Below are 23,204 nucleotides of genomic sequence, written 5' to 3'. Positions count from 1 at the left end.
CCACGCGTCGCTCGCGTGGCCCTGGCGTGGCTTCGGGGGCACCGGCCGGGCGGCCGGCGCATCCGTGGCAACTCAGTCGGCGTACACCCCTGCCTTCTTGATGACCGGCGTCCACTTGTTGATCTCGGACGCCAGGAACGTGCGCAGCGATTCCGGCGTGGCGCGCTGGGCCGGCACGGCCTCGGCGCCCAGTTCGGCCATCTTGGCGCGGAAGGTCGGGTCTTGCACCGACTTCTGCAGCGCGGCCGACAGCTTGTCGATCACCGGCTTCGGCGTGCCCTTCGGCGCGTACATCGCGTGCCAGATCTTCACTTCCACGCCCGGCAGGCCCTGCTCGGCGGCCGTCGGGATGTCCTTGAACGCTTCCACGCGGCGCGACTGCATCGCGGCGTACGGCTTCAGCGACCCGGCCTTGAGCTGGCCGGCGATGTTGGTGGTCTGGTCGCACATCAGGTTGACCTGGCCGCCCAGGATGTCGGTCAGCGCCGGGGCCGTGCCCTTGTACGGCACCGTGGTCAGCTCGGTCTGGATGGCGCTCTGGAACAGCAGGCCGCACAGGTGCGACGCCGAGCCGATGCCGGCGTTGGCCAGCGACAGCTTGCTGGCGTTGGCCTTGATGTACGGCAGCAGTTCCTTGAACGTGGCCGGCGGCAGTTGCTTGTTGCCCACCAGCACCATCGGTACGTCGGCCAGTTCGCCGACCATCTCGAAGTCCTTCAGCGGGTCGAAGCCCAGGTTCCGGTACAGCGCCGGGGCGGTGGACATGCCGATATGGTGGATCAGGATCGTGTAGCCGTCGCCCTTGGCCTGCGCCACTTTCTTGGCGCCGATGGTGCCGCCGGCACCGCCCAGGTTCTCGATCACGATCGTCGTGCCCAGGTGCTTGGACATGATGGCGGTCAGTTCGCGCGCCACCTTGTCGGTCGGGCCGCCCGCGGCGAACGGCACCACTGCCTGCACCGGCTTGCTACCCGGATATTCCTGAGCCTGGGCCCCCGTGAAGGCACCCACGCCGGCAACGGCCAGCGCGGCTGCGATATGCATTGCAACTCGTTTCATTACGTCTCTCCTGTTCCTTCTGGGATTCCCCGTTCCAACGCCGCGCCTGCCGCCGGCACCGCGCGATGCGCAGCGCCGGAACGCGTCGATCCATATCGGAAAAACGCGCTGACCATCGGCAGGATGTATGGGTGGCATGCAGCGTCAAACCCCGCCGACAGGCGGAGCCGGAGGTGGATGTTAGCAACGCGGAACAAGCGGCAGGTATAGGGGCTAACCCGCGAGAATGTGGCGTTTCTAACGCGAATGTAATGAAACTGGGATTTTCTTCCCGCAGCGTGTTGGCGGCCTGCGAAGGGCATCCGCAAGTCGCCTTGCGTGCGTCGCTCTATATATATAAGCACGTCGCCGCCATCCGAAAAAAGACCCTGCTTGTGCAACTGAATTGCAACTCGTGAGGGCCTATGGTTAAATCGCCCGCATGAACCGCCCCACCCCCCATCCGGACGCCGACACCGGGCACGGTGCCGCCCCCGCCGACAGCGCTGGCAGCGTCGATGCGGCGCAGTCGCGCCTGCGCCAGTTGGGCGCGCGCGTGACGCAGCCGCGCGTGGCCATCCTGGCGTGCCTGATCGACGCCGAGGCGCCGCTCACGCACCAGGCCGTGATCGACCGCCTGCCCGCCGATGGCGACGTGGACCGCGTGACCGTCTACCGCGTGCTGGACTGGCTGGTGGACCAGGGGCTGGCGCAGAAGCGCGCCGGCAACGACCGCGTGTTCCGCTTCACGCTGGTGGAACACGAGGCCGCGCGCGCCGAAGTCCATCGCCAGCACAGCCACTTCCATTGCACGCGCTGCGACCGCACGTACTGCCTTGAGGCGGCCGGCAAGTCCGTGGCGCCCAAGGTGCCGAGCGGCTTTGCGGTGGAACACGTCGAACTGACCGTCAACGGCGTCTGCGCGGCCTGCGGCAAGGCGCCGGGCGGCCATGGTGGCGGCAGCGATCACTGATTGAACCGGGGCGGCGCCGTTGCCGCCCTGTCTTACCGGCTTACCGGCTTCCTCCTCGGAGCACAACAACATGTCCAAACTCGTCCCGGTCACGATCCTTACCGGCTTCCTCGGCAGCGGCAAGACCACGCTGCTCAAGCGCATCCTCAACGAGCAGCACGGCATGAAGATCGCCGTCATCGAGAACGAGTTCGGCGAGGAAAACATCGACAACGAGATCCTGGTGCAGGACGGCCGCGAGCAGATCGTGCAGATGAGCAACGGCTGCATCTGCTGCACCATCCGCGGCGACCTGGTCCAGGCGCTGTCAGACCTGATCACCCAGCGCGACGAAGGCAAGCTCGACTTCGACCGCGTGGTGATCGAGACCACCGGCGTGGCCAACCCCGGCCCGGTGGCGCAGACGTTCTTCATGGACGAGGAAATCGCGTCGCGCTACCTGCTGGACGCCGTCATCACGCTGGTCGACGCCAAGCACGGCAACGTCCAGCTCGACAAGCAGGAAGAAGCCCAGCGCCAGGTAGGCTTTGCCGACGCCATCTTCATCACCAAGTCGGACCTGGTGACCCCGGCCGAGGTGGACGACCTGCGCCACCGCCTGCAGCACATGAACGCCCGCGCGCCGATCCGCGCGGTGAATTTTGGCGAAACGCCGATCGACACGATCTTCGACCTGCGCGGCTTCAACCTGAACGAGAAGCTGGAGATCGACCCCGACTTCCTGCGCGCCGACGAGCACGACCATTCGCACGAGCACGGCGAGCACTGCGCCACCGACTGCGGCCACGACCACGCGCACGGCCACGGCCACGGCCATGCGCACGACCATCATCACCATCACCACCACACGGACCGCATCGCGTCGTTCGTCTTCCGCAGCGACAAGCCGTTCCACTACGGCAAGCTGGAGGAATTCCTGTCGGGCATCCTGTCGGTCTACGGCGAGAAGCTGCTGCGCTACAAGGGCGTGCTCTATATGGAAGGCGTGGACCGCAAGGTGGTGTTCCAGGGCGTGCACCAGCTGATGGGCAGCGACATCGGCGCCAAGTGGGAGGACGAGACGCCCGGCACCAAGATGGTCTTCATCGGCGTGGATCTGCCCCGCGACGCCATCCTGAAGGGCCTGGCCGCCTGCCTGGCCTGATTTCCCGCCCGGGTGCGTCCGCCGCCGCCCGGCGGCCGGACGCACTGCCGCCCCGCCGCCGCCCGCCACCCTCCCGTCGGGTGGGGAATACCGGGAAAACTCCTGTCTCTTGTCGGTCTTTCTCCCATATCTCCGAAAAATTTGTTCAAGTACAATAGGCCGGATTTGATACCGACGGCGCACCTCCGGGTGCCAGCGGTATTTGCAGGGCGGCGGTCGTCGTCAGCATGAGGCGGGGCCGCCGGCAGGCGCGGTCGTTGGCTTCGTGCGGAGACCGCCCTCCGCCTGGGGCCCCACGATCGGAGCGCCGTCACTCTTCGACGCGTTGAGAGAGGTGTCCCCATGACAGCCGCAACAAAGACCAAGGAAAGCCGCAGCAAGACAGGTACCGCTGCGGCGGAGACGCTCAAGGCTTCGCCCGAAAAGGCGACGCCAGCTCCCCGCGGCAGTACGGCGCACGCCGATGCGGGCGAGGCCAAGGGAGGCACGCGAAGCAGCAAGACTGCAGCCAGCCAGAGTGAAACAGCCGCCCCGCGCAAGCGGGCGGCCACTGCACCCGAGCGGACGAAGACGCCGCCGGTCGCATCAACAAGAGAATCAGCAGGAACCATGAGCAGCAACAAACTTCTGACTGAAGCTGAAATCCTGAAGATGAGCGACAAGGATTACATGAACGAGGCGCAGCTTGCCTTCTTCAAGAATCGCCTTGAGCAGCTTCGCGATGAAATCCTCAAGAATGCGGACCAGACCACGGAGCACCTGCGCGAAACGGTCATCGTGCCGGATCCGGCGGACCGCGCCACCATCGAGGAAGAACACGCCCTGGAACTGCGCACGCGCGACCGCGAGCGCAAGCTGCTGAAGAAGGTGGAACAGTCGCTGCAGCGCATCGAGTCCGGCGACTACGGCTGGTGCGAGGAAACCGGCGAGCCGATCGGCGTGCCGCGCCTGCTGGCCCGCCCCACGGCCACGCTGTCGCTGGAAGCCCAGCAGCGCCGCGAACTGCGCCAGAAGCTGTTCGGCGACTGATTGCCCTGGCGGCCCGACGCGCCGTCATCGCCCGCGCGGCCCGGTCATCCGGGCCGCTTTGCCTTTCTGGCGGCGCGTTTTGCCTTTGTGGCGTCACGGCGACGGCACTACCATTGCGAAAGGCCGCTGCTATGCCCGCTACGGCCTTTCTGTTACAGTCGCAACTTTGTTGCAATAACCGGCCCTTCCCACCCATGCCCGCTCGCCTGCCCGTCACCGTGCTGTCCGGATTCACCGGCGCCGGCAAGACCACCGTGCTGCATCGGCTGATGTCGCAACCTGGCGTGCGCGTGGCCGTGGTGGACAGCCGTGCCGACCTGCTGGCGGAAGTGGATCGGCTGGCCCAGACCGGCCAGTACGACTTCGCGGTCATCGAGGCCGATCCGACCGACGAGCCGCTGGGCATCGCCGAAGGCTTTGCGTTCGAGGACGCCCACGGCGAACAGGCGCCCGGCGTGGCCCACCTGGACACGCTGGTGACCGTGGTCGATGCCAGCCGCTTCCTGACCGACTTCCACGACGCCGATTTCCTGTCCGCGCGCGGCCTGGCCGCCCACGATGACGACGACCGCACCGTGGTGGACGTGCTGATCGAGCAGGTCGAGGTCTGCGACGTCATCGTCATCAACAAGATCGACCTGGTCGATGCCGGCCAGCTTGGCCGCCTGCACGTGGTGCTGCGCGCGCTGAACCCGCGCGCCGCCATCGTCGACGCGAGCCAGGGCAACGTGCCGGCCGCGCAACTGCTGGGCACCGGCCGCTTCGACATGGAAGCCACGCCCAACGCCGCCGGATGGCAGGCCGCGCTGCAGGGCGACGCGGTGCCCGACGCCGCCGGCATCGCCACGCTGGTCTATCGCCGGCGCCGGCCGTTCCACCCGCAGCGGTTTGCCGACCTGATCCACACCGAATGGATGCGCGAGCATGGCGACGTGCTGCGGTCCAAGGGCCTGTTCTGGCTGGCCAGCCGCATGGATATCGCCGGCGACTGGAGCCAGGCCGGCGGCGTCTGCCGTCCCGGCGCGGCCGGCGCGTGGTGGGCCGCGATCGATCCCGACGAATGGCCGGCCGAGGGCCTGGCCCGCGCCGCCATCGACGCCGACCTGCTGGAGGACGGCCTGCCCGCCGAACACGGCGACCGCCGCCAGGAACTGGTGCTGATCGGCGCCGACCTGGACGTGCCCGCGCTGGAAGCCCGGCTCGACGCCTGCCTGCTGACCGACGAGGAAATGGCGGCCGGCCCCGATGCCTGGGCGGCCTATCCGGACCCGTTCCCGGACTGGGGCGATGCGTTCGACGACGATCACGACCATGATCACGGCCACGACGGCCATCGGCACGACCATGGCGACGGACCGTGCGACTGCGGGCATGCGCACTGATTTCCCGCTCCTCTCACGCTGGCGCGCGCGCGGCATCGGCTTCTGGCCGGCGCTGTGGCTCGTGGCCTGCCTGCTGCTGGCGCAGCACGCCGGGCTGGTGCACCGCGTGGTCCACGGCGGGCTGCCCAATGCCGCCGCGCCGGCGGCCGCCATCGTGCCCGTCGCCCAGCATGCCGCGGGCGACACCCACGGCGAACCGTTTTCGCTGAAGCTCGGCCTCCACTCGTGCGTGCTCTTTGACGGCGCGACGATGGCCGACGCCCATGCCGGCGGCTTCACCCCGCCGCCGCTCGTCTTCGGCAAGCCGGTCAAGCCGGCCAGCCTGGCGTACCGCTGGCCGGACCTGCCGGCCGCCCGCCCGTTCCACTCCCGCGCCCCACCGGCCGCCTTCGCATTCGCCTGAACAGCCGGGCACGCGGCGCCATGCCGCGCGTCCGCGCATGCCTGAACGGGCGCGCCCACGCCATGCGTGGCGCCGCGCCCGCCCACCGAATCCGAAGCATCGCGAGCCATGTCCTCGAACAAGAACCTTTTTCCGGCGGTGCGCCGCACCCCGCTGGCGGCGCTCGCCGCCCTGATCGCCGCTGGCCTCTCCTCGCACGCCGTGGCGCAGGATGCCACCCCGGCCGCCCCGGTGGCGCCCATGGCCCAGCCCGCCTCCCCGCAGACCCTCAAGGAAGTGGTGGTCACGGCCAACCCGCTCGGCAGCGACCTGAACGACATGGTCGCGCCCGTTTCCACGCTGGGCGGCGACGCGCTGACCGTGCGCCAGGCCAGCACGCTGGGCGAGACGCTGAACAGCCTGCCTGGCGTGACGTCGAGCTACTTCGGCCCCAACGCCAGCCGCCCCATCATCCGCGGCCTGGACGGCGACCGCATCAAGGTGCTGCAGAACGGCGGCGCCACGCTGGACGCGTCCACGCTGTCCTATGACCATGCGGTGCCCATCGACCCGCTCGTCGCCGAGAAGATCGAGGTGGTGCGCGGCCCGGCGGCGCTGATGTACGGCGGCAACGCCGTGGGTGGCGTGGTCAACGTGATCGACAACCGCATCCCGCGCGACCCCATCACCGGCGTGACCGGCGCGGCCGACGTGAGCGGCACCATCGGCGGCGACAAGGGCCGCAACGCCAGCGGCCTGCTCGAAGCCGGCAACGGCAGGTTCGCCGTGCACGCCGACGCCTTCGTGCGCCAGACCAGCGACCTGCGCATCCCCGGCTACGCCCGCAGCGGCAACCTGCGCGCCACCCAGCCCCTGCCCGAGGGCGAGACCGAGCCGTACGGCAAGATCCCGAACACCAACGCGCACCAGGAAGGCGGCTCGATGGGCGGCGCCTACACGTGGGCGGACGGGTTCGTCGGCGCCAACTGGTCGACCTACCGCAACGACTACGGCACCCCGGCCGAGGAAGCCGCGCGCATCAAGATGCGGCAGGACCGCTTTGCCGTGGAAGGCGAATCGCGCAACCTGGCCGGCAGCACCAACGGCATCTTCCAGTCGGTCAAGGGCAAGTTCAGCTACACCGACTACGAGCACCGCGAGATCGAGGACGGCGAGACCGGCACCACGTTCAAGAACCACGGCTGGGACGCCCGCATCGAAGCCACGCACGGCAAGATCGGCAACATGACCGGCGTGATCGGCACCCAGTTCGGCCACACCAACTTCTCGGCGCTGGGCGAGGAAGCGTTCGTGCCGTCCACCGCCACCGACAACGCCGCGTTCTTCGTGTTCGAGGAACTGCCGCTGATCCCGTCCGGCGACCTGAAGCTGAACTTCGGCGGCCGGCTGGACCACAGCCGCGTCAAGGCCACCGCCAACGGCAACGACCGCTTCAGCGACGCCGAGCGCAGCTTCAACGCCGGCAGCGCGTCGGCCGGCCTGCTCTACAAGCTCAACCCGGTCTGGACGGTGACGTCGAACCTGTCGTACACCGAGCGGGCGCCCACGTTCTACGAGCTCTACGCCAACGGCCCCCACCTGGCCACCGGATCGTTCGAAGTGGGCGACCCGAATGCAGCCAAGGAGCGCGCGACGTCGATCGACCTGGGCGTGCGGTTCAAGCAGGGCGACCACAGCGGCAGCGTGTCCGGCTACTACAGCCGGTTCCAGAATTACCTGGCGCTGCTGAACACGGGCGCCTACCGCGACAGCGAAGGCAACGTGGTGGCCGCCGGCAGCGACGGCGCGCTGCCCGAGCTGACCTACCTGGGCGTGCCGGCCACGCTGTACGGCTTCGAGGCCGAGGGCAAGACCCGCCTGCTGAACAAGCTGCTGACCACCAGCGACACGCTCGACTTCGAAGCCCGCGCCGACTACGTCCACGGCGAAAACCGCAGCAACGGCGAACCGCTGCCGCGCCTGTCGCCGCTGCGCCTGGGCGGATCGCTGGTCTACGCCGCCGGCGCCTGGGGCGCCCGCGTCAACGTCGACTGGAACGCCCGCCAGAGCCGCGTGCCGTCCGGCGACACGGCCACCGACGCGTACACCATGCTCGGCGTGGCGCTGACCTACAAGGTCAAGCTGTCCGGCACCCAGACGCTGTTCTACGTGCGCGGCGACAACCTGACCAACACCGAAGCCCGCAGCGCCACGTCGATCCTGCGCGACATCGCCCCGCTGCCAGGCCGCAGCGTGCGAATCGGGATGCGGACGCAGTTTTGATTGGGGGGTGAATGGTGGTGGGCGGCGGGTTTTCTCCCCTCTCCCACACCGTGGGAGAGGGGTCGGGGGAGAGGGCATGGCGGTGCAAATTGCCAATGTCGCATCTTGAGCAGCCGGCCCTCTCCCCCAGCCCCTCTCCCCGCATGCGGGAGAGGGGAGCAAGACACGGCGCCGGGATGCCTTGCGTCGGCAGGCCACGGCGATCCCCCCACCATCACCCCCTACCGCCCCCCCCTCAAATGACTCAGGCACCAGCGAATACACGGCGGCCGCCACGGGCCGGCCGCGCAGGATCAGGCGGTTGCGGGCGATGCATTCGAACTGCGCACCGATCTTTTCGGCGACGGCGCGGCTTGCGAGGTTGGTCTCGACGGCCACGATCTCCAGGCGCGTGAGCGCCAGCGCGTGGAAGCCGTGGCAGGCCATCATCGCGGCGGCGCCCGACGCCAGGCCGCGACGCTGGCGGCTTTGCCGGATCCAGTAGCCCAGGTTGCCCAGGTTGTCCTCGCGGCGGATCTGGTTGATGGCCACGCCGCCGTACAGCTCGCGCCCGTCCGGCGAGAACACGCCGATGTCGTACGCGGCGCCCTCGTCCATCATCGCCGCGCAGCGGTCGAACCACTCGCGGGCGTCGTAGATGCCGTAGTCCGGGCGCGCCCAGGGCATCCAGAGGCCCACCGTGGGCATCGATTCCCGCACGGCCATCACGAACTGCGCCTCGTCGCTGGCGCGGAACGGGCGGAGCAGAAAGTCCTGGCTGCGCAGCGGCTGCATGGTCAGCCCGCGTCGACGACCCGCTCGCCCTCGCGCCGCAGCGCGCCGGCGCGCTCCAGCGCCTGCAGCGTCTGGTCGAACAGCGCGTCGAGCGGCTCCCCGGCCAGAAAGCGGGCGTGTATGCGGTGCATCAGCGGCGTGGCCCGGAACCACGCGTACAGCGCGTTGCGGGACAGCGCCTGCGCCTCCAGCAGCCGGAACTTCACGAGCACGCGCATCGCGTGGGTGGCATTGCGCAGCGGATCGCCGCGCAGGTAGTCGAGCCGGCTGCGCGCCCGCGCCACCGCGCCGGTCACGTCGCCAAAGACGGCACCGTGGCCGGGGATCACGATGCGGGCGCCGAGCGTGTCGATGCGCGCAAGGATGGCGGCCTGCTCGGCAAAGCCGCTGTCGCCGTCCAGTTCCGGAAAGATCACGCCGAAGCCGTTCTCCCAGAGCGCATCGCCCGAGATCAGGATGCCGTGCGCCGGCGCGAACAGCATGACCGCGTGCGGGTCGTGGCCCGGCGCGGCGATCACCTGCCAGTCGATGCCGCCCAGCGTCAGCGTGTCGCCGTCGTGCAGCACCGCATCGAACGTGAAGCGGTCGCACTGCTGGCCGGTGGCGTCGAATGTCAGCGCCTCGGCGTCCCAGGCGGACACCGCGGCGGCCTCGGCGGCCGGGATGGCCGTGCGCGGCTGCCAGCGCCGCTGCAGCGCCGCGTTGCCGCCGCAATGATCGGAATGGAGATGGGTATTGACCACGCGCCGCAACGGCCGGCCCTGCAGTGCCGCTTCCACCAGTGCCACGGTCTGCGCGGCGTGCGTGACGTAGCCGGTATCGACCAGCGACGTGTCGCCGCTGGCATCGTCGACGAACAGCACGTTGTTGGCCGACAGCCAGCCACGTTCGAACACGCGCATCGTGGCGGGCAGCGCCAGGGCGGTCATGCCGCGTTGTCCTCGCACAGCCGCGCCACGCGGGCGGGCAGCAGCGCCCAGATGCGCCGCCGCTGCGCGTCGTCGGCGCCGGACCAGCCGGCGATCTCGTCGATGGTGCGCAGGCAGCCTTCGCAGAAGCCGCTGTCGCGGTCCATCTTGCAGACGCTGCGGCACGGCGACGGCACTGGCGAGACGATCTGCGCCGCCGCCGCGCCGCGCACCATGTCGGCCAGCAGCCGGCGGCGGGCGGGCGTCATGCCGGGGCCTGCTGCTGCGCCACGTCGGCCACGTCAGCACCGGTCATGGCCTGCAACTGCTGGGGTGTCAGGTTGAAGACCGCGTGCGGATGCCCGGCGGCGGCCCAGACGCTTTCGTAGCGGAACAGGTCGGCGTCCAGCAGCATCACCGGCTTGACCGCGTGGCCGATCGGGCAGACGCCGCCAATCGCGTAGCCGGTCTTCTCGCGCACGAACCGGGCGTCGGCCTTGCCCAGCGCGCCCACGCGCGCGGCCACCTTGGCCTCGTCCACGCGGTTGCTGCCGCTGGCGATGACCAGCACCGGCGCGTCGTCCTCCACGCGCCGGAAGATGATCGACTTGGCGATTTCGGCCACGGTGCAGCCCAGCCCGGCCGCGGCCTCGGCGGACGTCCTGCCGGTGGCCGGCAGCATCACCACCGGCCGGTCATGGCCGATGCCGGCCAGCAGGTCCGCCACGCGCTGCGCGGATTCGGGGAGCGAGTTGTCGCCCATGCTTGCAGTCCTCCCTGGTTCAGACGCAGACGGTGGCGTCCGCCGCCGCCGCCCACTTGGTCAGCAGTGCCTTGCCCACGCGCGAACTGTTGGCGCGGCCGATGGCCTGCGAGATGAAATCGCCGGCCCGGACCACCGCCTCCAGGTCGATGCCCGTGTGCAGGCCCATGCCGTGCAGCATGTACAGCACGTCCTCGGTGGCCACGTTGCCGGTGGCGCCCTTGGCATACGGGCAGCCGCCCAGCCCGGCCACCGATGCGTGGAAGATGCCGATGCCCACTTCCAGGCTGGCCAAGATGTTCGACAGCGCCTGGCCATAGGTATCGTGGAAATGGCCCGACAGCCGGTCCATCGCGAATTCGGCCGATGCGGCGCGCATCACCTCCTGCACCCTGACCGGCGTGCCGACGCCGATGGTATCGGCAATGTCGATCTCGTCGCAGCCCAGCTCGCGCATCCGGCGCACCACGTCCACCACGGCGCTCACGGGCACCTCGCCCTGGTACGGGCAGCCCAGCGAGCACGAGATGCTGCCGCGCAGGCGGATGCCGGCTTCCTTGGCGGCGGCCGCCACCGGCTCGAAGCGCGCGATCGATTCGGCAATCGAGCAGTTGATGTTCTTCTGCGAGAACGCCTCGCTGGCCGCGCCGAAGATCACCACCTCGTCGGCGCCGGCAGCCACGGCGCCCTCGAAGCCCTTCATGTTCGGCGTCAGCACCGAGTACAGCGTGCCCGGCCGGCGGGCGATGCGCGCCATGACCTCGGCGCCGTCGGCCATCTGCGGCACCCATTTCGGCGACACGAACGACGCCGCCTCGATGTTGACAAAGCCGGCGTCGGTCAGCTGGTTGATCAGCGCGACCTTCACGTCGGCCGGCACCATCGCCTTTTCGTTCTGCAGGCCGTCGCGCGGGCCCACTTCGACGATCTTCACGTACTGGGGGATAGTCATGGTTGTCTCCTCGTTTGCCGGTTCGGCGCCGCTCAGTAGCCGCGCCCCAGGTCCACCACGCCGGCGATGGGCTTGCCCGCGGCGAGCAGGCGGATCTTGCCGGCGATCTGGGCGATGCTGTCCTCGCGCAGCGTCAGCGCCGAGATATGCGGGGTGATGGTGATGCGCGGCTCCTGCCAGAACGGATGTTCGGCGGGCAGCGGCTCGGTGCGGAACACGTCCAGCGTGGCGCCGGCGATCTGCCCGTCCTGCACGGCAGCCAGCAGGTCCGCTTCCACCAGGTGCTGGCCGCGCGCCACGTTGACCACGTAGGCGCCCTTGGCCAGGCGGTAGAGCAGCGCGGTATAGATGATGTCCTCGGTCTCGGGCGTCAGCGGCAGCACGTTCACCAGTACCTTGAGCCCGTCCAGGAACGCGCCTTGGCCGTCGGTGCCGTGGAACGACTGCACGCCGTCCACCGCCTTAGGCGACCGGCTCCAGCCGCGCACCGGAAAGCCGAAACCGGCCAGCGTGCGCGCGATATGGGCACCCAGCGCACCGATGCCCATCACGCCGACCGTGAAATCGGCACGGCGGTGGGGCTTCAGGAATTTCCACGTGCCGGCCCGCTCCTGCGCGTCGTAGGCATCGAGCTTGCGGAAGTAGCGCAGCACGGCCGCCGTGACGTACTCGCCCATCTGGGCCGCCATGCCGGCGTCATCGAGCCGCACGATCGGCACGCCGGCCGGCAGCGCGTCGGGGGCCGTGTCGCGCAGCCGCAGGATGCCGTCCACGCCGGCGCCGAGATTGAAGACCGCCTTCAGGTCCGTGCGTCCGCGCAGCATCTCCAGCGGCGGCCGCCACACTACGGCGTAGTCGGCCGCCTGGCCCTGGCTGTCTTCCCAGGTCAGGCACTGCGCCTCGGGCAACGCCTCGGCAAATCCCTCGATCCACGGCGCGTAGCGGCCATCGGGCACATACAACTGCAACTTCATCTCGACTCCATTGTGTCTTGCGGGGCTATGAGCGGGAATTATGCGCGCATTTGCGGGCCGCGGCGGGGGGTACTGCAGGGCGGGATGGTGCGATGCCGCGCCCGTCGCACGCTTGCGGGCGCTGCCGCGGCTGGAACCGCCTGGCTCTCTCCCCCGGCCTCTCTCCCGCCTTGCGGGAGAGGGGAGCAAGAAGCCTCCGGGCTAGTGCGATTGCGCCTGCCTTGGTAAGGCCCCGGCCCCGCTCAGGCCACCGCTTCCGCCGCCGCGAAGGCCAGCAGCTGCGCGCCTTCGGCCACCTGTTCGCCGACGCCGTAGAGCACCTCGCTGACCAGGCCGTCGGCGGGGGCGTGGATGGTGTGTTCCATCTTCATGGCCTCCATGACCAGCAGCGGCGTGCCGCGCGTGACCTTGCTGCCCGGCTCCACCATCACGGCGATGACCTTGCCCGGCATCGGCGCGGTCAGCTTGCCGCCCTCGCCTTCCGATTCGCCGGCGTGGGCCAGCGGGTCCAGCCAGGCCACCACGGTGTGGCGGCCGGCGTGGAACACGTGGAAGGTGTCGCCCTCGCGGTGTACCTGCCCGTGCGTGCGGCGCGTGCCCAGGTCGACGCGGATGTCGTCGGCATTGAACGTGTAGGCGAACGGGGCCGCCTGGTCGGCGTAGATCAGCGTGCTCTTGCGCGTGTCGCGGGCGTCGCCCTTGAGCACGACTTCGAGCTTGTGCCCCGCACCTTCGAAATGCAGCGTGCGCGTGTCGCGCCCGTTCAGGCGCCAGCCGCCGGCCTGCGTCCACGGCGAGTGGCGATCAGCTTCGTCCACGCGGCGCTCGCGCGCCTCGCGCTCCAGCAGCGCGGCCACGGCCAGTGCGATGGCCTCGATGCCCACCGACTTCTGCGGCGGGAACAGCGTGGCCTGGTTGCGCTCGATCAGCCCCGTGTCCAGGTCGGCCGTGCGGAAGGCGTCGGACTTCACCAGCCGCTGCAGGAACGCGACGTTGGTCGACAGCCCCACCACGTGGTAGCCGGCCAGCGCCTGCGCCATGCGCGACAGCGCCTCGTCGCGGTCGCGGCCCCAGACGATCAGCTTGGCGATCATCGGGTCGTAGAACGGACTGATCGCGTCGCCCTCGCGCACGCCGGCGTCGATCCGCACGCCGGCCGGGCCATGGGCGTCGCCGCCACGCATGAACTGCACCGCCGGCGGCGTGCGCAGGAAGCGCAGCGTGCCGGTGGACGGCAGAAAGCCCTTGTCGGGGTTTTCGGCATAGATGCGCGCCTCCAGCGCGTGGCCGTCGATACGCAACTGGTCCTGCGTCAGCGGCAGCGGCTCGCCGGACGCCACGCGCAACTGCCATTCGACGAGGTCCTGCCCGGTGATCATCTCGGTCACCGGATGCTCGACCTGCAGCCGCGTGTTCATCTCCATGAAGTAGAACGAGCCGTCCTGGTTGGCGATGAACTCGACGGTGCCGGCGCCCACGTAGCCCACCGCGCGCGCGGCGGCCACGGCGGCCTCGCCCATCGCGCGGCGGCGGTCCTCGGTCATGCCCGGGGCCGGTGCTTCTTCCAGCACCTTCTGGTGGCGCCGCTGCACCGAGCAGTCGCGCTCGAACAGGTAGACGCAGTTGCCGTGGGTGTCGGCAAACACCTGGATCTCGATGTGGCGCGGCCGCGTCAGGTACTTTTCCACCAGCACCTTGTCGTCGCCGAAGCTGGCCGATGCCTCGCGCTTGACCGACGCCAGCGCGGCCTCGAACCCGTCGCCCGCCTCCACCACACGCATGCCCTTGCCGCCGCCACCGGCGCTGGCCTTGAGCAGCACCGGGTAGCCGATGCGGTCGGCCTCGCGCCGCAGCAGCGCGGCGTCCTGGTCCTCGCCGTGGTAGCCGGGCACCAGCGGCACGGCCGCCTTTTCCATCAGCTGCTTGGCGGCGCTCTTGCTGCCCATCGCGTGGATGGCGTCGGCCGGCGGGCCGATGAACACGAGCCCGGCCTCGGCGCAGGCGCGCGCAAAGTCCTCGTTCTCGGACAGGAAGCCGTAGCCCGGGTGGATGGCCTGGGCGCCGGTCTCCTTCGCCATCTCGATGATGTGGTCCGCGCGCAGGTAGCTGTCGCGCGCGGCCGAGCCGCCGATATGCACGGCCTCGTCGCAGAACGCCACGTGCCGGGCGTCGGCATCGGCGTCCGAGTACACCGCCACGGTGCGGATGCCCAGCCGGCGGCACGTAGCCGCCACGCGGCAGGCAATCTCGCCACGGTTGGCGATCAGGATCTTGTTGAACATGGCTCCTCCCTTGTCTCCGGTAAGGCGAGCCCTGCTCCGTCGGACCAGCGGTACTGCGTCCCCCTGGCGTCGGTTACCCCGCGTAGCCTTCCGCGCGGATATCCAGACGGGCCAGCAGCGCGCGGTCGCGCTCTGCCTGGGGATTGCCGGTCGTCAGCAGCTTCTCGCCATAGAAAATGGAATTGGCGCCGGCCATGAAGCACAGCGCCTGCAACGCTTCGTCCATGGCCTCGCGGCCGGCGGACAGGCGCACCATCGCGCGCGGCATCGTGATGCGTGCCACGGCAATGGTGCGGACGAATTCGAACGGGTCCAGCGCCTCGGTGCCGGCCAGCGGCGTGCCTTCCACCTGCACCAGGTTGTTGATGGGCACCGACTCCGGGTACGGGTCCATGTTGGCAAGCTGGGCAATCAGCCCGGCGCGCGCCGCGCGCGACTCGCCCATGCCGACGATACCGCCGCAGCACACGTTGATGCCCGCCTCGCGCACGTGGCCGATGGTGTCCAGCCGGTCCTGGTACGTGCGCGTGGTGATGATCTTGCCGTAGAACTCGGGCGACGTATCGAGGTTGTGGTTGTAGTAGTCCAGCCCGGCGTCCTTGAGCCGCTGCGCCTGTTCGGCCTTGAGCATGCCCAGCGTGACGCAGGTCTCCAGCCCCATCGCCTTCACCTCGCGCACCATGTCGATCACGGGCTCCAGGTGGCGGTCCTTCGGGCTGCGCCAGGCGGCGCCCATGCAGAAGCGCGTGGCGCCGTTGGCCTTGGCGGCGCGGGCGGCGTCGAGCACGGCGTCCAGCTCCATCAGCTTCTCGGCCTTCACGCCGGCCTCGTGGTGCGCGCTCTGCGGGCAGTAGCCGCAGTCTTCCTCGCAGCCGCCGGTCTTGATCGACAGCAGCGTGGAAAGCTGCACCATGTTCGGGTCGAAGTGCTCGCGGTGCACCTGCTGCGCGCGGAACAGCAGGTCGTTGAACGGCAGGGCAAACAGCGCGGCCACGTCGTCCACGCGCCAGGCGTCGTCCGCCTTCGCGGCGGCGGCGGCGGCGAGGTTGCGGGCCGACTGGCGCAGGGCGTCGGCGGAGATGGTGGCAACGGCCTGGCTGTCGTTGGTCCGGGTGTTCTGGGTGTTCTGGGTGTTCTGTGCGATCTGGGTCATTTTGTCTGGCGAATTCGGTTTGTCGGGCGCGGGTCAGGCGTGACGCGGCGCGCCGGTTTCGGCGGAGGGACCGGGCAGCGGGCTGGCAAACAGCGGCGCGAGGTCCAGGTGCTGGGCGGCGGCGGCCGGGGCCACCTGCCAGGGCAGCTCGCCCAGCAGCGGCGCGTCCAGCGCGTCCTGCAGCGTGACGATGTTCTCGGTGGGCAGCAGCATGTCCGGGTCGATGCGGTTGGCGATCCAGCCGGCCAGCTTCAGCCCGCGCGCACGTACCGCCTCGGCGGTCAGCATCGCGTGGCTCAGGCAGCCCAGCCGCACGCCCACCACCATGATCACGGGCAGGTCCAGCATCACGGCCAGGTCGGCGGTGGTCCACCGCACGGCGCCCACGTCCAGCGGCACCACAAAGCCGCCCACGCCCTCCACCACCACGGCGTCGGCCTTGCGGCGCAGCACCTCGAAGGCGTCGCGGATCGGGCCGCGCGTGATGCGCTCGCCCTCCAGCGCGGCGGCCAGGTGCGGCGACGCCGGCGTGCGGAAGAAGAACGGGCACATCTCTTCCTGCGGCACGATCACGGAGCCCGCCGCGCGCAACTGGTCGACGTCGTCGTTCTGCCAGCGGTCGTCCAGCCATTCGCCGCCGGCCGCCACGGGCTTCATGCCCACGGTGCTGTAGCCGGCGCCGTGCAGCGCGTGCAGCAGCGTGGCCGTGGCGTGCGTCTTGCCCACGCCGGTGTCGGTGCCCGTGACAAAGCAGGCAAAGCGCGCGGGGCGGTGGGTTCGGATGGCGGTCATGCGGCCTCCCGTAGCACCTGCGGCGTGGCGCGGGCGATGGCGTCGAGCAGGCGCGCCACGTCGGCCGCCGTATGCGACGCCGACAGCGTGATGCGCAGCCGCGCCGTGCCGGCCGGCACCGTGGGCGGCCGGATCGCGCCCACGCGGATGCCTTCGGCCTCCAGCGCGGCGGACAGCGCCAGCGACGCGGCGTTGTCGCCCACGATCAGCGGCTGGATCGCCGTGTCGCTCGCGCCCAGCGTCCACCCTGCCTGCGCGGCCAGCCCCGCCAGCCCGGCGCGCAACTGCGCGATCAGGTCGGCCAGATGGGCGCGGCGGCTGCGGCCTTCCTCGCCGCCGATGATCTCCAGGCTCGTCAGCAGCGCGTGCGCCACGGCCGGCGGCGCGGCCGTCGTGTAGATATACGGGCGCGCCGTGTTGACCAGGTGCTCGACGATGGTCTCGTGCGCGGCCACGAACGCGCCGGCCACGCCGGCCGCCTTGCCCAGCGTGCCGATGTAGATCAGCCGCTCGGAGCGCAGCCCCAGGTGTTCCAGCACGCCCCGGCCGTGCGCGCCGAGCGCGCCAAAGCCGTGCGCGTCGTCGACCACGATCCACGCGTCGTGGCGCTCGGCCAGCGCCAGCAGCGCGGCCAGCGGCGCGATGTCGCCGTCCATGCTGAACACGCTGTCGGTGACAATCAGCTTCAGCGTGCCCTGGCTGGCCTGCAGCAGCGCGTCCAGCGCCTGCACGTCGCCGTGCGCATAGCGTTGCACGTCGGCCCGGGCCAGCCGCGCGCCGTCGATCAGCGACGCATGGTTCAGCGCCTCGCAGAACAGCGTCGCCCCGGCCGTGCCCAGCGCGGTCAGCACCGCCAGGTTGGCCATGTAGCCGGTGCAGAAGTACAGCGCCTGCGCCTGCGGGATGTGCGGCGCCAGCCAGCGCGCCAGTTCTTGTTCCAGCTGCGCGTGCGCCAGCGAATGGCCGCTGACCAGGTGCGACGCGCCGCTGCCAGCGCCGTAGCGGTGCGCGCCCTCGGCCAGCGCGTGGGCGATCGACGCATGGTCGGCCAGCCCCAGGTAGTCGTTGCTGCAGAACGTCAGCAGCGGCGTGGGCGTGGCGTCGACGGCGCCCACCGACTGATGCGGCGCGCAGGCCGTGTGGGCGATGCGGCGGCGGCGCGTCAGCGACTGCGCCTCGCGCTCGGCGGCGGCGCGCTTCAGGTGGTCAAGCAGCATGGCGAACCTCCTGCGCGGCGCCGATCACCGCGTGCAGCGTGGCACGCAGCTGGTCGCCCAGCCACGCCGCCAGCGCGGCATCGAACACGTACGGGGGCATCACGTACAGCGTGTGGCCAATCGGCCGGACCAGCACGCCGTGCGCGCGCGCGGCCAGGTGGAAGCGCGCGGCAAAGTCGGGGCCGGCGGCGGCCGGGTCGATGTCGGCCGCCCAGATCAGGCCGCGCTGGCGCACGTTCGTCACGCGCGGGTCGGCGGCGATGCCGGCCATGGCGTCGGCCAGCCACTGCGCGCGCTCGCGGTTGCGGGCCAGCACGTCGTCCTGCGCGAACAGGTCCAGCGTGGCCAGCGCCGCGCGGCACGCCAGCGGGTTGCCCGTGTACGAGTGCGAATGGAGGAAGCTGCGCGCGATGTCGTCGGCCACGAACGCGCGCTGCACCTCGGGCCGCGACAGCACCAGCGACAGCGGCAGGTAGCCGCCCGTGATGCCCTTGGACAGGCACAGGAAATCGGGCCAGCCATGCGCCGGCACCGGGTCGCCGCCGCGCGCCTGTTCCCAGGCGAAGAACGTGCCGGTGCGGCCGCAGCCCACCGCGATCTCGTCGGCGATCAGGTGCACGCGGTAGCGGTCGCACAGCGCGCGGGCGCCGTCCAGGTACGACGGGTCGTACATCGCCATGCCGGCCGCGCCCTGCACCAGCGGCTCGACGATCAGCGCGGCGATCTGGCCGGCGCGCTCGCGCAGCAGCGCTTCGAGCGCGGCCAGCGCGCGGGCGGCCACGTCGGCCGGCGTCTCGGCGCCCACGGCCTGGCGCGCATCGGGCGACATCACCACGTGGGCGCGGCGCGTGAGCGGGTCGTAGGCGTCGCGGAAAATCTCCACGTCGGTCACGGCCAGCGCGCCCACCGTCTCGCCGTGGTAGCCGTGGCGCAGGCAGACGAACTCGCGCTTGGCCGACAGGCCCGTGTTGCGCCAGTAGTGAAAGCTCATCTTCAGCGCGATCTCGACGGCCGACGCGCCGTCGGACGCGTAGAACGCGTGGCCCAGCGCGCCGCCGGTCAGCGCCGACAGGCGCTCGGCCAGTTCCACGGCCGGCGCGTGCGTGCAGCCGGCCAGCATCACGTGTTCCAGCGTCTGCAACTGCTGGGTCAGCGCCGCGTTGATGGCCGGGTTGGCGTGGCCGAACAGGTTGACCCACCACGAGCTGATGGCGTCGAAATAGCGGCGGCCGTCGGTATCGACCAGCCACGGGCCGTCACCGCTGGCAATGGCCAGCGGCGGCTCGTTGGCCGATGCGTCGGGACGCAGCCGCGTGCAGGGATGCCAGACGGCGCGCTGGCTACGCGCCGCGAGCGTGGCATCGCCCGTCGCGGATTGGGGGACAGGATGTGTCATGGGACCCTCCTTGGATAAGCCATGACCCGCCACGCCGGGCACGGCAGCGGCTGCCGGGGCGGTGCGGGATCGGGGGAGGCTCATGGTAGGAAGGTCCTTGGACGGTTGGCAAATCGCGTGGCGCTGGCCGTTTGGCGTCGCGTTAGGCGAGGTTGGGCGATGTTCGTGGCGCTGGTGGCGAGTGTGGCACCTGGGTGGGCGGCTTTTGCGTGTAACGTCGGCCAAGATTTCGTGATGACCGGGGGCTTGGCCCTCTCCACCAGCCGCATCGGCATGACTGCCGCTGCCGGCTGACCTGGGAGCGGGCTGGCATCGCCATCACCGGCCTACACCTTCCACGCCGGTGCGCGCTTTTCCAGGAACGACCGCACGCCGTCGCGGCCTTCATCCGAGGCGCGGATGGCGGCGATGCGGTTGGCGGTGTCGGCCAGCAGGTCGCTGTCGATGGGGCGACCGGACACCTCCTGCACCAGGCGCTTGCTCTCGCGCACGGCGTTGGGGCTGTTGGCGGCCAGCGTGGCGGCGATCTCGGCCACTTTCTCGTCCAGGTCCTGCGGCGGCACCACGGCGTGGACAAAGCCCAGGCGCAGCGCCTCGGCGGCGTCGAACCGTTCGGCCGTGATGAAGTAGCGGCGCGCGGCCTGCTCGCCCATCGCGCGGATCACGTACGGGCTGATGGTGGCCGGCAGCAGGCCCAGCCGGGCCTCGGACAGGCAGAAGTTGGCCGTTGCCGACGCCACGGCGATGTCGCACGCGGCCACCAGGCCCATGCCACCGGCGTAGGTATCGCCCTGCACGCGGGCGATCACGGGCTTGGGGCAGATCCAGACCGTGTGCAGCATCTGGGCCAGCGTCAGGGCGTCGGCGCGGTTCTCGTCGTCCGAGTAGCCGGCCATCTTCTTCATCCAGTTCAGGTCCGCGCCGGCGCAGAACGCCGGGCCGTTGCCGGCCAGCACGATGGCGCGCACCTCGGGCGTGTCGCCCAGCGCGCGGAAGGCGCCGGTCAGTTCGGCAATCACGGTCTCGTTGAACGCGTTGCGCACGTCGGGCCGGTTCAGCGTGACCGTGGCAACGTGGCGCTCGGCCGTCACGGTCAGGGTGGTGAATTGCATGGTTCTGTCTCCGGTAGGTCGGTCGTGATCAGGATGCCTGGCCGGCGGGCCGGCCCCGGACCGGCAGCGCCCGCTCGGGCAGTTCGTCGAACGGCAGCCCCAGGTGGCGGAAGAACGCCTCTACCTCGGGCAGCCACAGCGCCACGCCGGCGCGGTTGCTGAACAGCCGGTGCGAGTCGCCCTCGAACTCGCCCACGTCGACAAAGCGCGCATCGGCGGCCGGGCCACGCGCGTTGGCCTTGTAGCTGTTGAACATGCGCTCGGGCAGCGGCCACGGCCAGTAGCTGTCGTTGGCGCCGTAGATCCACAGCGACGGGTAGCGCGCGCCGCGCCCGTAGTCGCCGAACGCGTCGATCAGGTTGTTCTCCCAGCCCACGCAGTTGTCGTTGCGCAGGCCGCCCGCGAAATTGACCACGCCCAGCACGCCGGGGTAGCCGATGGCCGACAGCGCCATGGTCGACAGCCCACCGTGCGACTGGCCCAGCACCACGATGCGCGCCGGATCGACGTAGGGCTGCTGCGCCAGGTAGTCCAGCGCCGCCACCACGTCCTCGGCCTGCATCATGCCGTTGCCGCGCACGTCGCAGCTACCGCCCACGTACTGGCCGCCCGATTTCGAGAAGCCCTGGCGCATGGGCAGCGCCACCACGTAGCCGCGCCGCACGAACTCGGCCGATTGCGCCGCAAAGCGCGCCCGGCCCTGGAACGCGGGCTTGCCCGGCGACTTGCCGTGGTTGATCACCACGAGCGGGAACGGGCCGTCGCCGGCCGGACGGATGATCGTCGTCTCCAGGTCCACGGTGGCCTGCGCGTTCACCTTCGGCACCATCACCACCTGCTCCACGGCCTGCGGCGGCAGCGCGGCCTGGGCGGCGGCGGGGCCGCACCCGGCAAGGCCGGCCAGCGCGGCCAGCGTGGCCAGCGCGCGGTGCAGGGAGGGAACAGCTCGGGACATGACGACGACCAACCTTCCAGTCAAACTCGATGACAAACGTTAAGGGCCATGCCCGGCATCACATGCGGAAGACGCCGAACTTCATCTCGCCGATCGGCGCGTTCAGGCTGGCCGACAGGCCCAGCCCCAGCACCGTGCGGGTCTGGGCCGGGTCGATCACGCCGTCGTCCCAGAGCCGCGCGCTGGCGTAGTACGGATGGCCCTGGCGCTCGTACTGGTCGCGGATCGGCGCCTTGAACGCCTCTTCGTCGCCGGGGCTCCACTGGCCGCCCTTGGCCTCGATGCCGTCGCGGCGCACCGTCGCCAGCACGCTCGCGGCCTGCTCGCCACCCATCACCGAGATCCGCGCGTTCGGCCACATCCACAGGAAGCGCGGCGAATAGGCCCGCCCGCACATGCCGTAGTTGCCGGCCCCGAACGAGCCGCCGATGATCACCGTGAACTTGGGCACCTGCGCCGTGGCAACAGCCGTGACCATCTTGGCGCCGTTGCGCGCGATGCCCTCGTTCTCGTACTTGCGGCCGACCATGAAGCCCGTGATGTTCTGCAGGAACACCAGCGGGATCTTGCGCTGGCAGCACAGTTCGATGAAGTGCGCGCCCTTCAACGCCGATTCCGAGAACAGGATGCCGTTGTTGGCCACGATGCCCACCGGGTAGCCCCAGATCCGCGCGAAGCCGCAGACCAGCGTGGTGCCGTAGCGGGCCTTAAACTCGTCGAACTCTGAGCCGTCGACGATGCGGGCGATGACCTCGCGCACGTCGTACGGCTTGCGCGTGTCGGTGGGGATCACGCCGTACAGTTCCTCCACCGGGTAGAGCGGCTCCACCGGTTCGTGCAGGCGGATCTGGTCCGGCTTGCGGCGGTTCAGGTGCTGGACGATGTTGCGCGCCAGCGATAGCGCGTGGTGGTCGTTCTGGGCAAAGTAGTCGGCCACGCCGGACAGCCGCGTGTGCACGTCGGCGCCGCCCAGGTCCTCGGCGCTCACTTCCTCGCCGGTGGCAGCCTTCACCAGCGGCGGGCCGCCCAGGAAGATCGTGCCCTGGTTCTTGACGATGATGGACTCGTCGCTCATGGCCGGCACGTAGGCGCCGCCGGCCGTGCACGACCCCATCACCACGGCAATCTGCGGAATGCCTTGCGCCGACAGGTTGGCCTGGTTGTAGAAGATGCGGCCGAAGTGGTCGCGGTCCGGGAACACGTCGTCCTGGTTGGGCAGATTGGCACCGCCCGAATCGACCAGGTAGATGCACGGCAGGTGGTTCTGCTCGGCAATCTCCTGCGCGCGGATGTGCTTCTTGACCGTCATCGGGTAGTACGTGCCGCCCTTGACCGTCGCGTCGTTGCAGACGATCACGCATTCCTGGCCGGCCACGCGGCCGATGCCGGTGATGATGCCGGCGCCCGGCGCGGCGTCGTCGTACATGCCGTAGGCGGCAAGTTGCGACAGTTCCAGGAACGGGGTGCCGGGGTCCAGCAGTTGCTGCACGCGGTCGCGCGGCAGCAGCTTGCCACGGCCCAGGTGCTTGTTGCGGGCATCCTCGCCGCCCCCTTCGGCCAGCCTGGCGATTTTCTGACGCAGGTCCGCCACCAGCGCCTGCATGGTCTCGGCGTTGGCCTTGAACGATTCCGAGCGTGCGTTCAGTTTGGTTTCCAGCGTGGGCATGTCTCTTCCTGTGGATGCTTGTTGTCTAG

At 70.0% G+C, this 23,204-nt stretch carries 20 protein-coding genes and 1 pseudogene; 6 read left to right on the top strand and 15 right to left on the bottom strand.

The genetic code is table 11. The annotated features are described in order from the left end of the window. Positions 1-72: 72 nt before the first annotated feature. Positions 73-1,059: a tripartite tricarboxylate transporter substrate-binding protein gene (locus tag EPAKOI_RS00610; protein WP_124682687.1), complete on the bottom strand. Its 987-nt coding sequence runs from the start codon at positions 1,057-1,059 to the stop codon at positions 73-75. A gap of 421 nt (positions 1,060-1,480) precedes the next feature. Between EPAKOI_RS00610 and EPAKOI_RS00605 the strand changes: the two genes are divergently transcribed. From EPAKOI_RS00605 to EPAKOI_RS00580, 6 genes are all read left to right on the top strand, one after another. After that, a complete protein-coding gene (locus tag EPAKOI_RS00605) occupies positions 1,481-2,011 on the top strand; it encodes a Fur family transcriptional regulator (protein WP_124682688.1) in 531 nt (176 codons plus the stop codon). 70 nt (positions 2,012-2,081) lie between these two features. After that, positions 2,082-3,155, top strand: coding sequence for a CobW family GTP-binding protein (locus EPAKOI_RS00600; protein ID WP_423192717.1), 1,074 nt, complete (start codon positions 2,082-2,084; stop codon positions 3,153-3,155). A 342-nt stretch (positions 3,156-3,497) separates the two neighbouring features. Next, complete coding sequence (gene dksA / locus EPAKOI_RS00595; RefSeq protein WP_253699984.1) at positions 3,498-4,184, top strand: RNA polymerase-binding protein DksA; 687 nt, start codon at positions 3,498-3,500, stop codon at positions 4,182-4,184. A 194-nt stretch (positions 4,185-4,378) separates the two neighbouring features. Next, the gene (locus tag EPAKOI_RS00590) at positions 4,379-5,566 is read left to right on the top strand and encodes a GTP-binding protein (protein WP_423192716.1); all 1,188 of its coding nucleotides are present in this window, start codon (positions 4,379-4,381) and stop codon (positions 5,564-5,566) included. Further along, positions 5,556-5,969: a hypothetical protein gene (locus EPAKOI_RS00585; protein ID WP_423192715.1), complete on the top strand. Its 414-nt coding sequence runs from the start codon at positions 5,556-5,558 to the stop codon at positions 5,967-5,969. Before EPAKOI_RS00590 ends, EPAKOI_RS00585 begins: the two co-directional genes overlap by 11 nt. A 108-nt stretch (positions 5,970-6,077) precedes the next feature. Then, complete coding sequence (locus EPAKOI_RS00580; protein ID WP_423192714.1) at positions 6,078-8,231, top strand: TonB-dependent receptor; 2,154 nt, start codon at positions 6,078-6,080, stop codon at positions 8,229-8,231. A gap of 381 nt (positions 8,232-8,612) precedes the next feature. On the opposite strand, the pseudogene EPAKOI_RS00575 reads toward EPAKOI_RS00580, so the two are convergent. From EPAKOI_RS00575 to EPAKOI_RS00510, 14 genes and pseudogenes are all read right to left on the bottom strand, one after another. After that, positions 8,613-8,936, bottom strand: a pseudogene (locus EPAKOI_RS00575) (GNAT family N-acetyltransferase); the annotation flags it as partial. Between the two features lie 71 nt (positions 8,937-9,007). Beyond that, the gene (locus tag EPAKOI_RS00570; RefSeq protein ID WP_423192713.1) at positions 9,008-9,934 is read right to left on the bottom strand and encodes an MBL fold metallo-hydrolase; all 927 of its coding nucleotides are present in this window, start codon (positions 9,932-9,934) and stop codon (positions 9,008-9,010) included. Beyond that, the gene (locus tag EPAKOI_RS00565; RefSeq protein ID WP_423192712.1) at positions 9,931-10,182 is read right to left on the bottom strand and encodes a DUF1289 domain-containing protein; all 252 of its coding nucleotides are present in this window, start codon (positions 10,180-10,182) and stop codon (positions 9,931-9,933) included. The genes EPAKOI_RS00570 and EPAKOI_RS00565 overlap by 4 nt, the downstream gene beginning before the upstream one ends. Then, positions 10,179-10,676, bottom strand: a complete 498-nt coding sequence (locus EPAKOI_RS00560) for a YbaK/EbsC family protein (RefSeq protein WP_124682696.1) — start codon at positions 10,674-10,676, stop codon at positions 10,179-10,181. Before EPAKOI_RS00560 ends, EPAKOI_RS00565 begins: the two co-directional genes overlap by 4 nt. A gap of 19 nt (positions 10,677-10,695) precedes the next feature. Next, entirely contained in the window at positions 10,696-11,628 is a 933-nt protein-coding gene (locus EPAKOI_RS00555) for a hydroxymethylglutaryl-CoA lyase (protein ID WP_313838888.1), read from the bottom strand. Between the two features lie 32 nt (positions 11,629-11,660). Next, a complete protein-coding gene (locus tag EPAKOI_RS00550; protein WP_423192711.1) occupies positions 11,661-12,602 on the bottom strand; it encodes a 2-hydroxyacid dehydrogenase in 942 nt (313 codons plus the stop codon). 242 nt (positions 12,603-12,844) lie between these two features. After that, a complete protein-coding gene (locus tag EPAKOI_RS00545) occupies positions 12,845-14,884 on the bottom strand; it encodes an acetyl/propionyl/methylcrotonyl-CoA carboxylase subunit alpha (protein ID WP_423192710.1) in 2,040 nt (679 codons plus the stop codon). A 73-nt stretch (positions 14,885-14,957) separates the two neighbouring features. Further along, positions 14,958-16,037, bottom strand: coding sequence for a biotin synthase BioB (gene bioB / locus EPAKOI_RS00540; RefSeq protein ID WP_423192709.1), 1,080 nt, complete (start codon positions 16,035-16,037; stop codon positions 14,958-14,960). 33 nt (positions 16,038-16,070) lie between these two features. Beyond that, on the bottom strand, positions 16,071-16,829 hold the full coding sequence (gene bioD, locus EPAKOI_RS00535; protein WP_313838881.1) for a dethiobiotin synthase: 759 nt from the start codon (positions 16,827-16,829) through the stop codon (positions 16,071-16,073). Then, a complete protein-coding gene (bioF, locus tag EPAKOI_RS00530; protein ID WP_423192708.1) occupies positions 16,826-18,046 on the bottom strand; it encodes an 8-amino-7-oxononanoate synthase in 1,221 nt (406 codons plus the stop codon). Before bioF ends, bioD begins: the two co-directional genes overlap by 4 nt. Then, positions 18,036-19,442 carry an adenosylmethionine--8-amino-7-oxononanoate transaminase gene (bioA, locus tag EPAKOI_RS00525; protein ID WP_423192707.1) on the bottom strand — a complete coding sequence of 469 codons (1,407 nt, stop codon included), beginning with the start codon at positions 19,440-19,442 and terminating at the stop codon, positions 18,036-18,038. Before bioA ends, bioF begins: the two co-directional genes overlap by 11 nt. A gap of 326 nt (positions 19,443-19,768) precedes the next feature. Continuing rightward, entirely contained in the window at positions 19,769-20,554 is a 786-nt protein-coding gene (locus EPAKOI_RS00520) for an enoyl-CoA hydratase/isomerase family protein (protein WP_124682703.1), read from the bottom strand. A gap of 28 nt (positions 20,555-20,582) precedes the next feature. Then, positions 20,583-21,509: a dienelactone hydrolase family protein gene (locus EPAKOI_RS00515; protein ID WP_313838874.1), complete on the bottom strand. Its 927-nt coding sequence runs from the start codon at positions 21,507-21,509 to the stop codon at positions 20,583-20,585. Between the two features lie 58 nt (positions 21,510-21,567). Then, positions 21,568-23,175 carry a carboxyl transferase domain-containing protein gene (locus EPAKOI_RS00510; protein WP_124682705.1) on the bottom strand — a complete coding sequence of 536 codons (1,608 nt, stop codon included), beginning with the start codon at positions 23,173-23,175 and terminating at the stop codon, positions 21,568-21,570. Between the last annotated feature and the right edge of the window lie 29 nt (positions 23,176-23,204).

The organism is Cupriavidus sp. H18C2 (genome assembly GCF_049393795.1).
In the GTDB taxonomy this organism is placed as follows: Bacteria; Pseudomonadota; Gammaproteobacteria; order Burkholderiales; family Burkholderiaceae; genus Cupriavidus; species Cupriavidus pauculus_C.
The sequence above is the reverse complement of the archived record's forward strand: the minus strand, read 5'-3'. Positions and strand labels throughout refer to the sequence as shown.

Excerpts from the sequence above, each read along its gene's own strand:
- EPAKOI_RS00600 (WP_423192717.1), top strand. The coding sequence starts at position 2,082 with ATGTCCAAACTCGTCCCGGTCACGATCCTTACCGGCTTCCTCGGCAGC.
- EPAKOI_RS00570 (WP_423192713.1), bottom strand. The coding sequence starts at position 9,934 with ATGACCGCCCTGGCGCTGCCCGCCACGATGCGCGTGTTCGAACGTGGC.
- EPAKOI_RS00610 (WP_124682687.1), bottom strand. The coding sequence starts at position 1,059 with ATGAAACGAGTTGCAATGCATATCGCAGCCGCGCTGGCCGTTGCCGGC.
- EPAKOI_RS00515 (WP_313838874.1), bottom strand. The coding sequence starts at position 21,509 with ATGTCCCGAGCTGTTCCCTCCCTGCACCGCGCGCTGGCCACGCTGGCC.
- EPAKOI_RS00550 (WP_423192711.1), bottom strand. The coding sequence starts at position 12,602 with ATGAAGTTGCAGTTGTATGTGCCCGATGGCCGCTACGCGCCGTGGATC.
- EPAKOI_RS00605 (WP_124682688.1), top strand. The coding sequence starts at position 1,481 with ATGAACCGCCCCACCCCCCATCCGGACGCCGACACCGGGCACGGTGCC.
- bioF (WP_423192708.1), bottom strand. The coding sequence starts at position 18,046 with ATGCTGCTTGACCACCTGAAGCGCGCCGCCGCCGAGCGCGAGGCGCAG.
- EPAKOI_RS00580 (WP_423192714.1), top strand. The coding sequence starts at position 6,078 with ATGTCCTCGAACAAGAACCTTTTTCCGGCGGTGCGCCGCACCCCGCTG.
- EPAKOI_RS00555 (WP_313838888.1), bottom strand. The coding sequence starts at position 11,628 with ATGACTATCCCCCAGTACGTGAAGATCGTCGAAGTGGGCCCGCGCGAC.
- EPAKOI_RS00590 (WP_423192716.1), top strand. The coding sequence starts at position 4,379 with ATGCCCGCTCGCCTGCCCGTCACCGTGCTGTCCGGATTCACCGGCGCC.
- EPAKOI_RS00585 (WP_423192715.1), top strand. The coding sequence starts at position 5,556 with ATGCGCACTGATTTCCCGCTCCTCTCACGCTGGCGCGCGCGCGGCATC.
- EPAKOI_RS00520 (WP_124682703.1), bottom strand. The coding sequence starts at position 20,554 with ATGCAATTCACCACCCTGACCGTGACGGCCGAGCGCCACGTTGCCACG.
- EPAKOI_RS00560 (WP_124682696.1), bottom strand. The coding sequence starts at position 10,676 with ATGGGCGACAACTCGCTCCCCGAATCCGCGCAGCGCGTGGCGGACCTG.
- EPAKOI_RS00545 (WP_423192710.1), bottom strand. The coding sequence starts at position 14,884 with ATGTTCAACAAGATCCTGATCGCCAACCGTGGCGAGATTGCCTGCCGC.
- bioB (WP_423192709.1), bottom strand. The coding sequence starts at position 16,037 with ATGACCCAGATCGCACAGAACACCCAGAACACCCAGAACACCCGGACC.
- EPAKOI_RS00565 (WP_423192712.1), bottom strand. The coding sequence starts at position 10,182 with ATGACGCCCGCCCGCCGCCGGCTGCTGGCCGACATGGTGCGCGGCGCG.
- bioD (WP_313838881.1), bottom strand. The coding sequence starts at position 16,829 with ATGACCGCCATCCGAACCCACCGCCCCGCGCGCTTTGCCTGCTTTGTC.
- bioA (WP_423192707.1), bottom strand. The coding sequence starts at position 19,442 with ATGACACATCCTGTCCCCCAATCCGCGACGGGCGATGCCACGCTCGCG.
- EPAKOI_RS00510 (WP_124682705.1), bottom strand. The coding sequence starts at position 23,175 with ATGCCCACGCTGGAAACCAAACTGAACGCACGCTCGGAATCGTTCAAG.
- dksA (WP_253699984.1), top strand. The coding sequence starts at position 3,498 with ATGACAGCCGCAACAAAGACCAAGGAAAGCCGCAGCAAGACAGGTACC.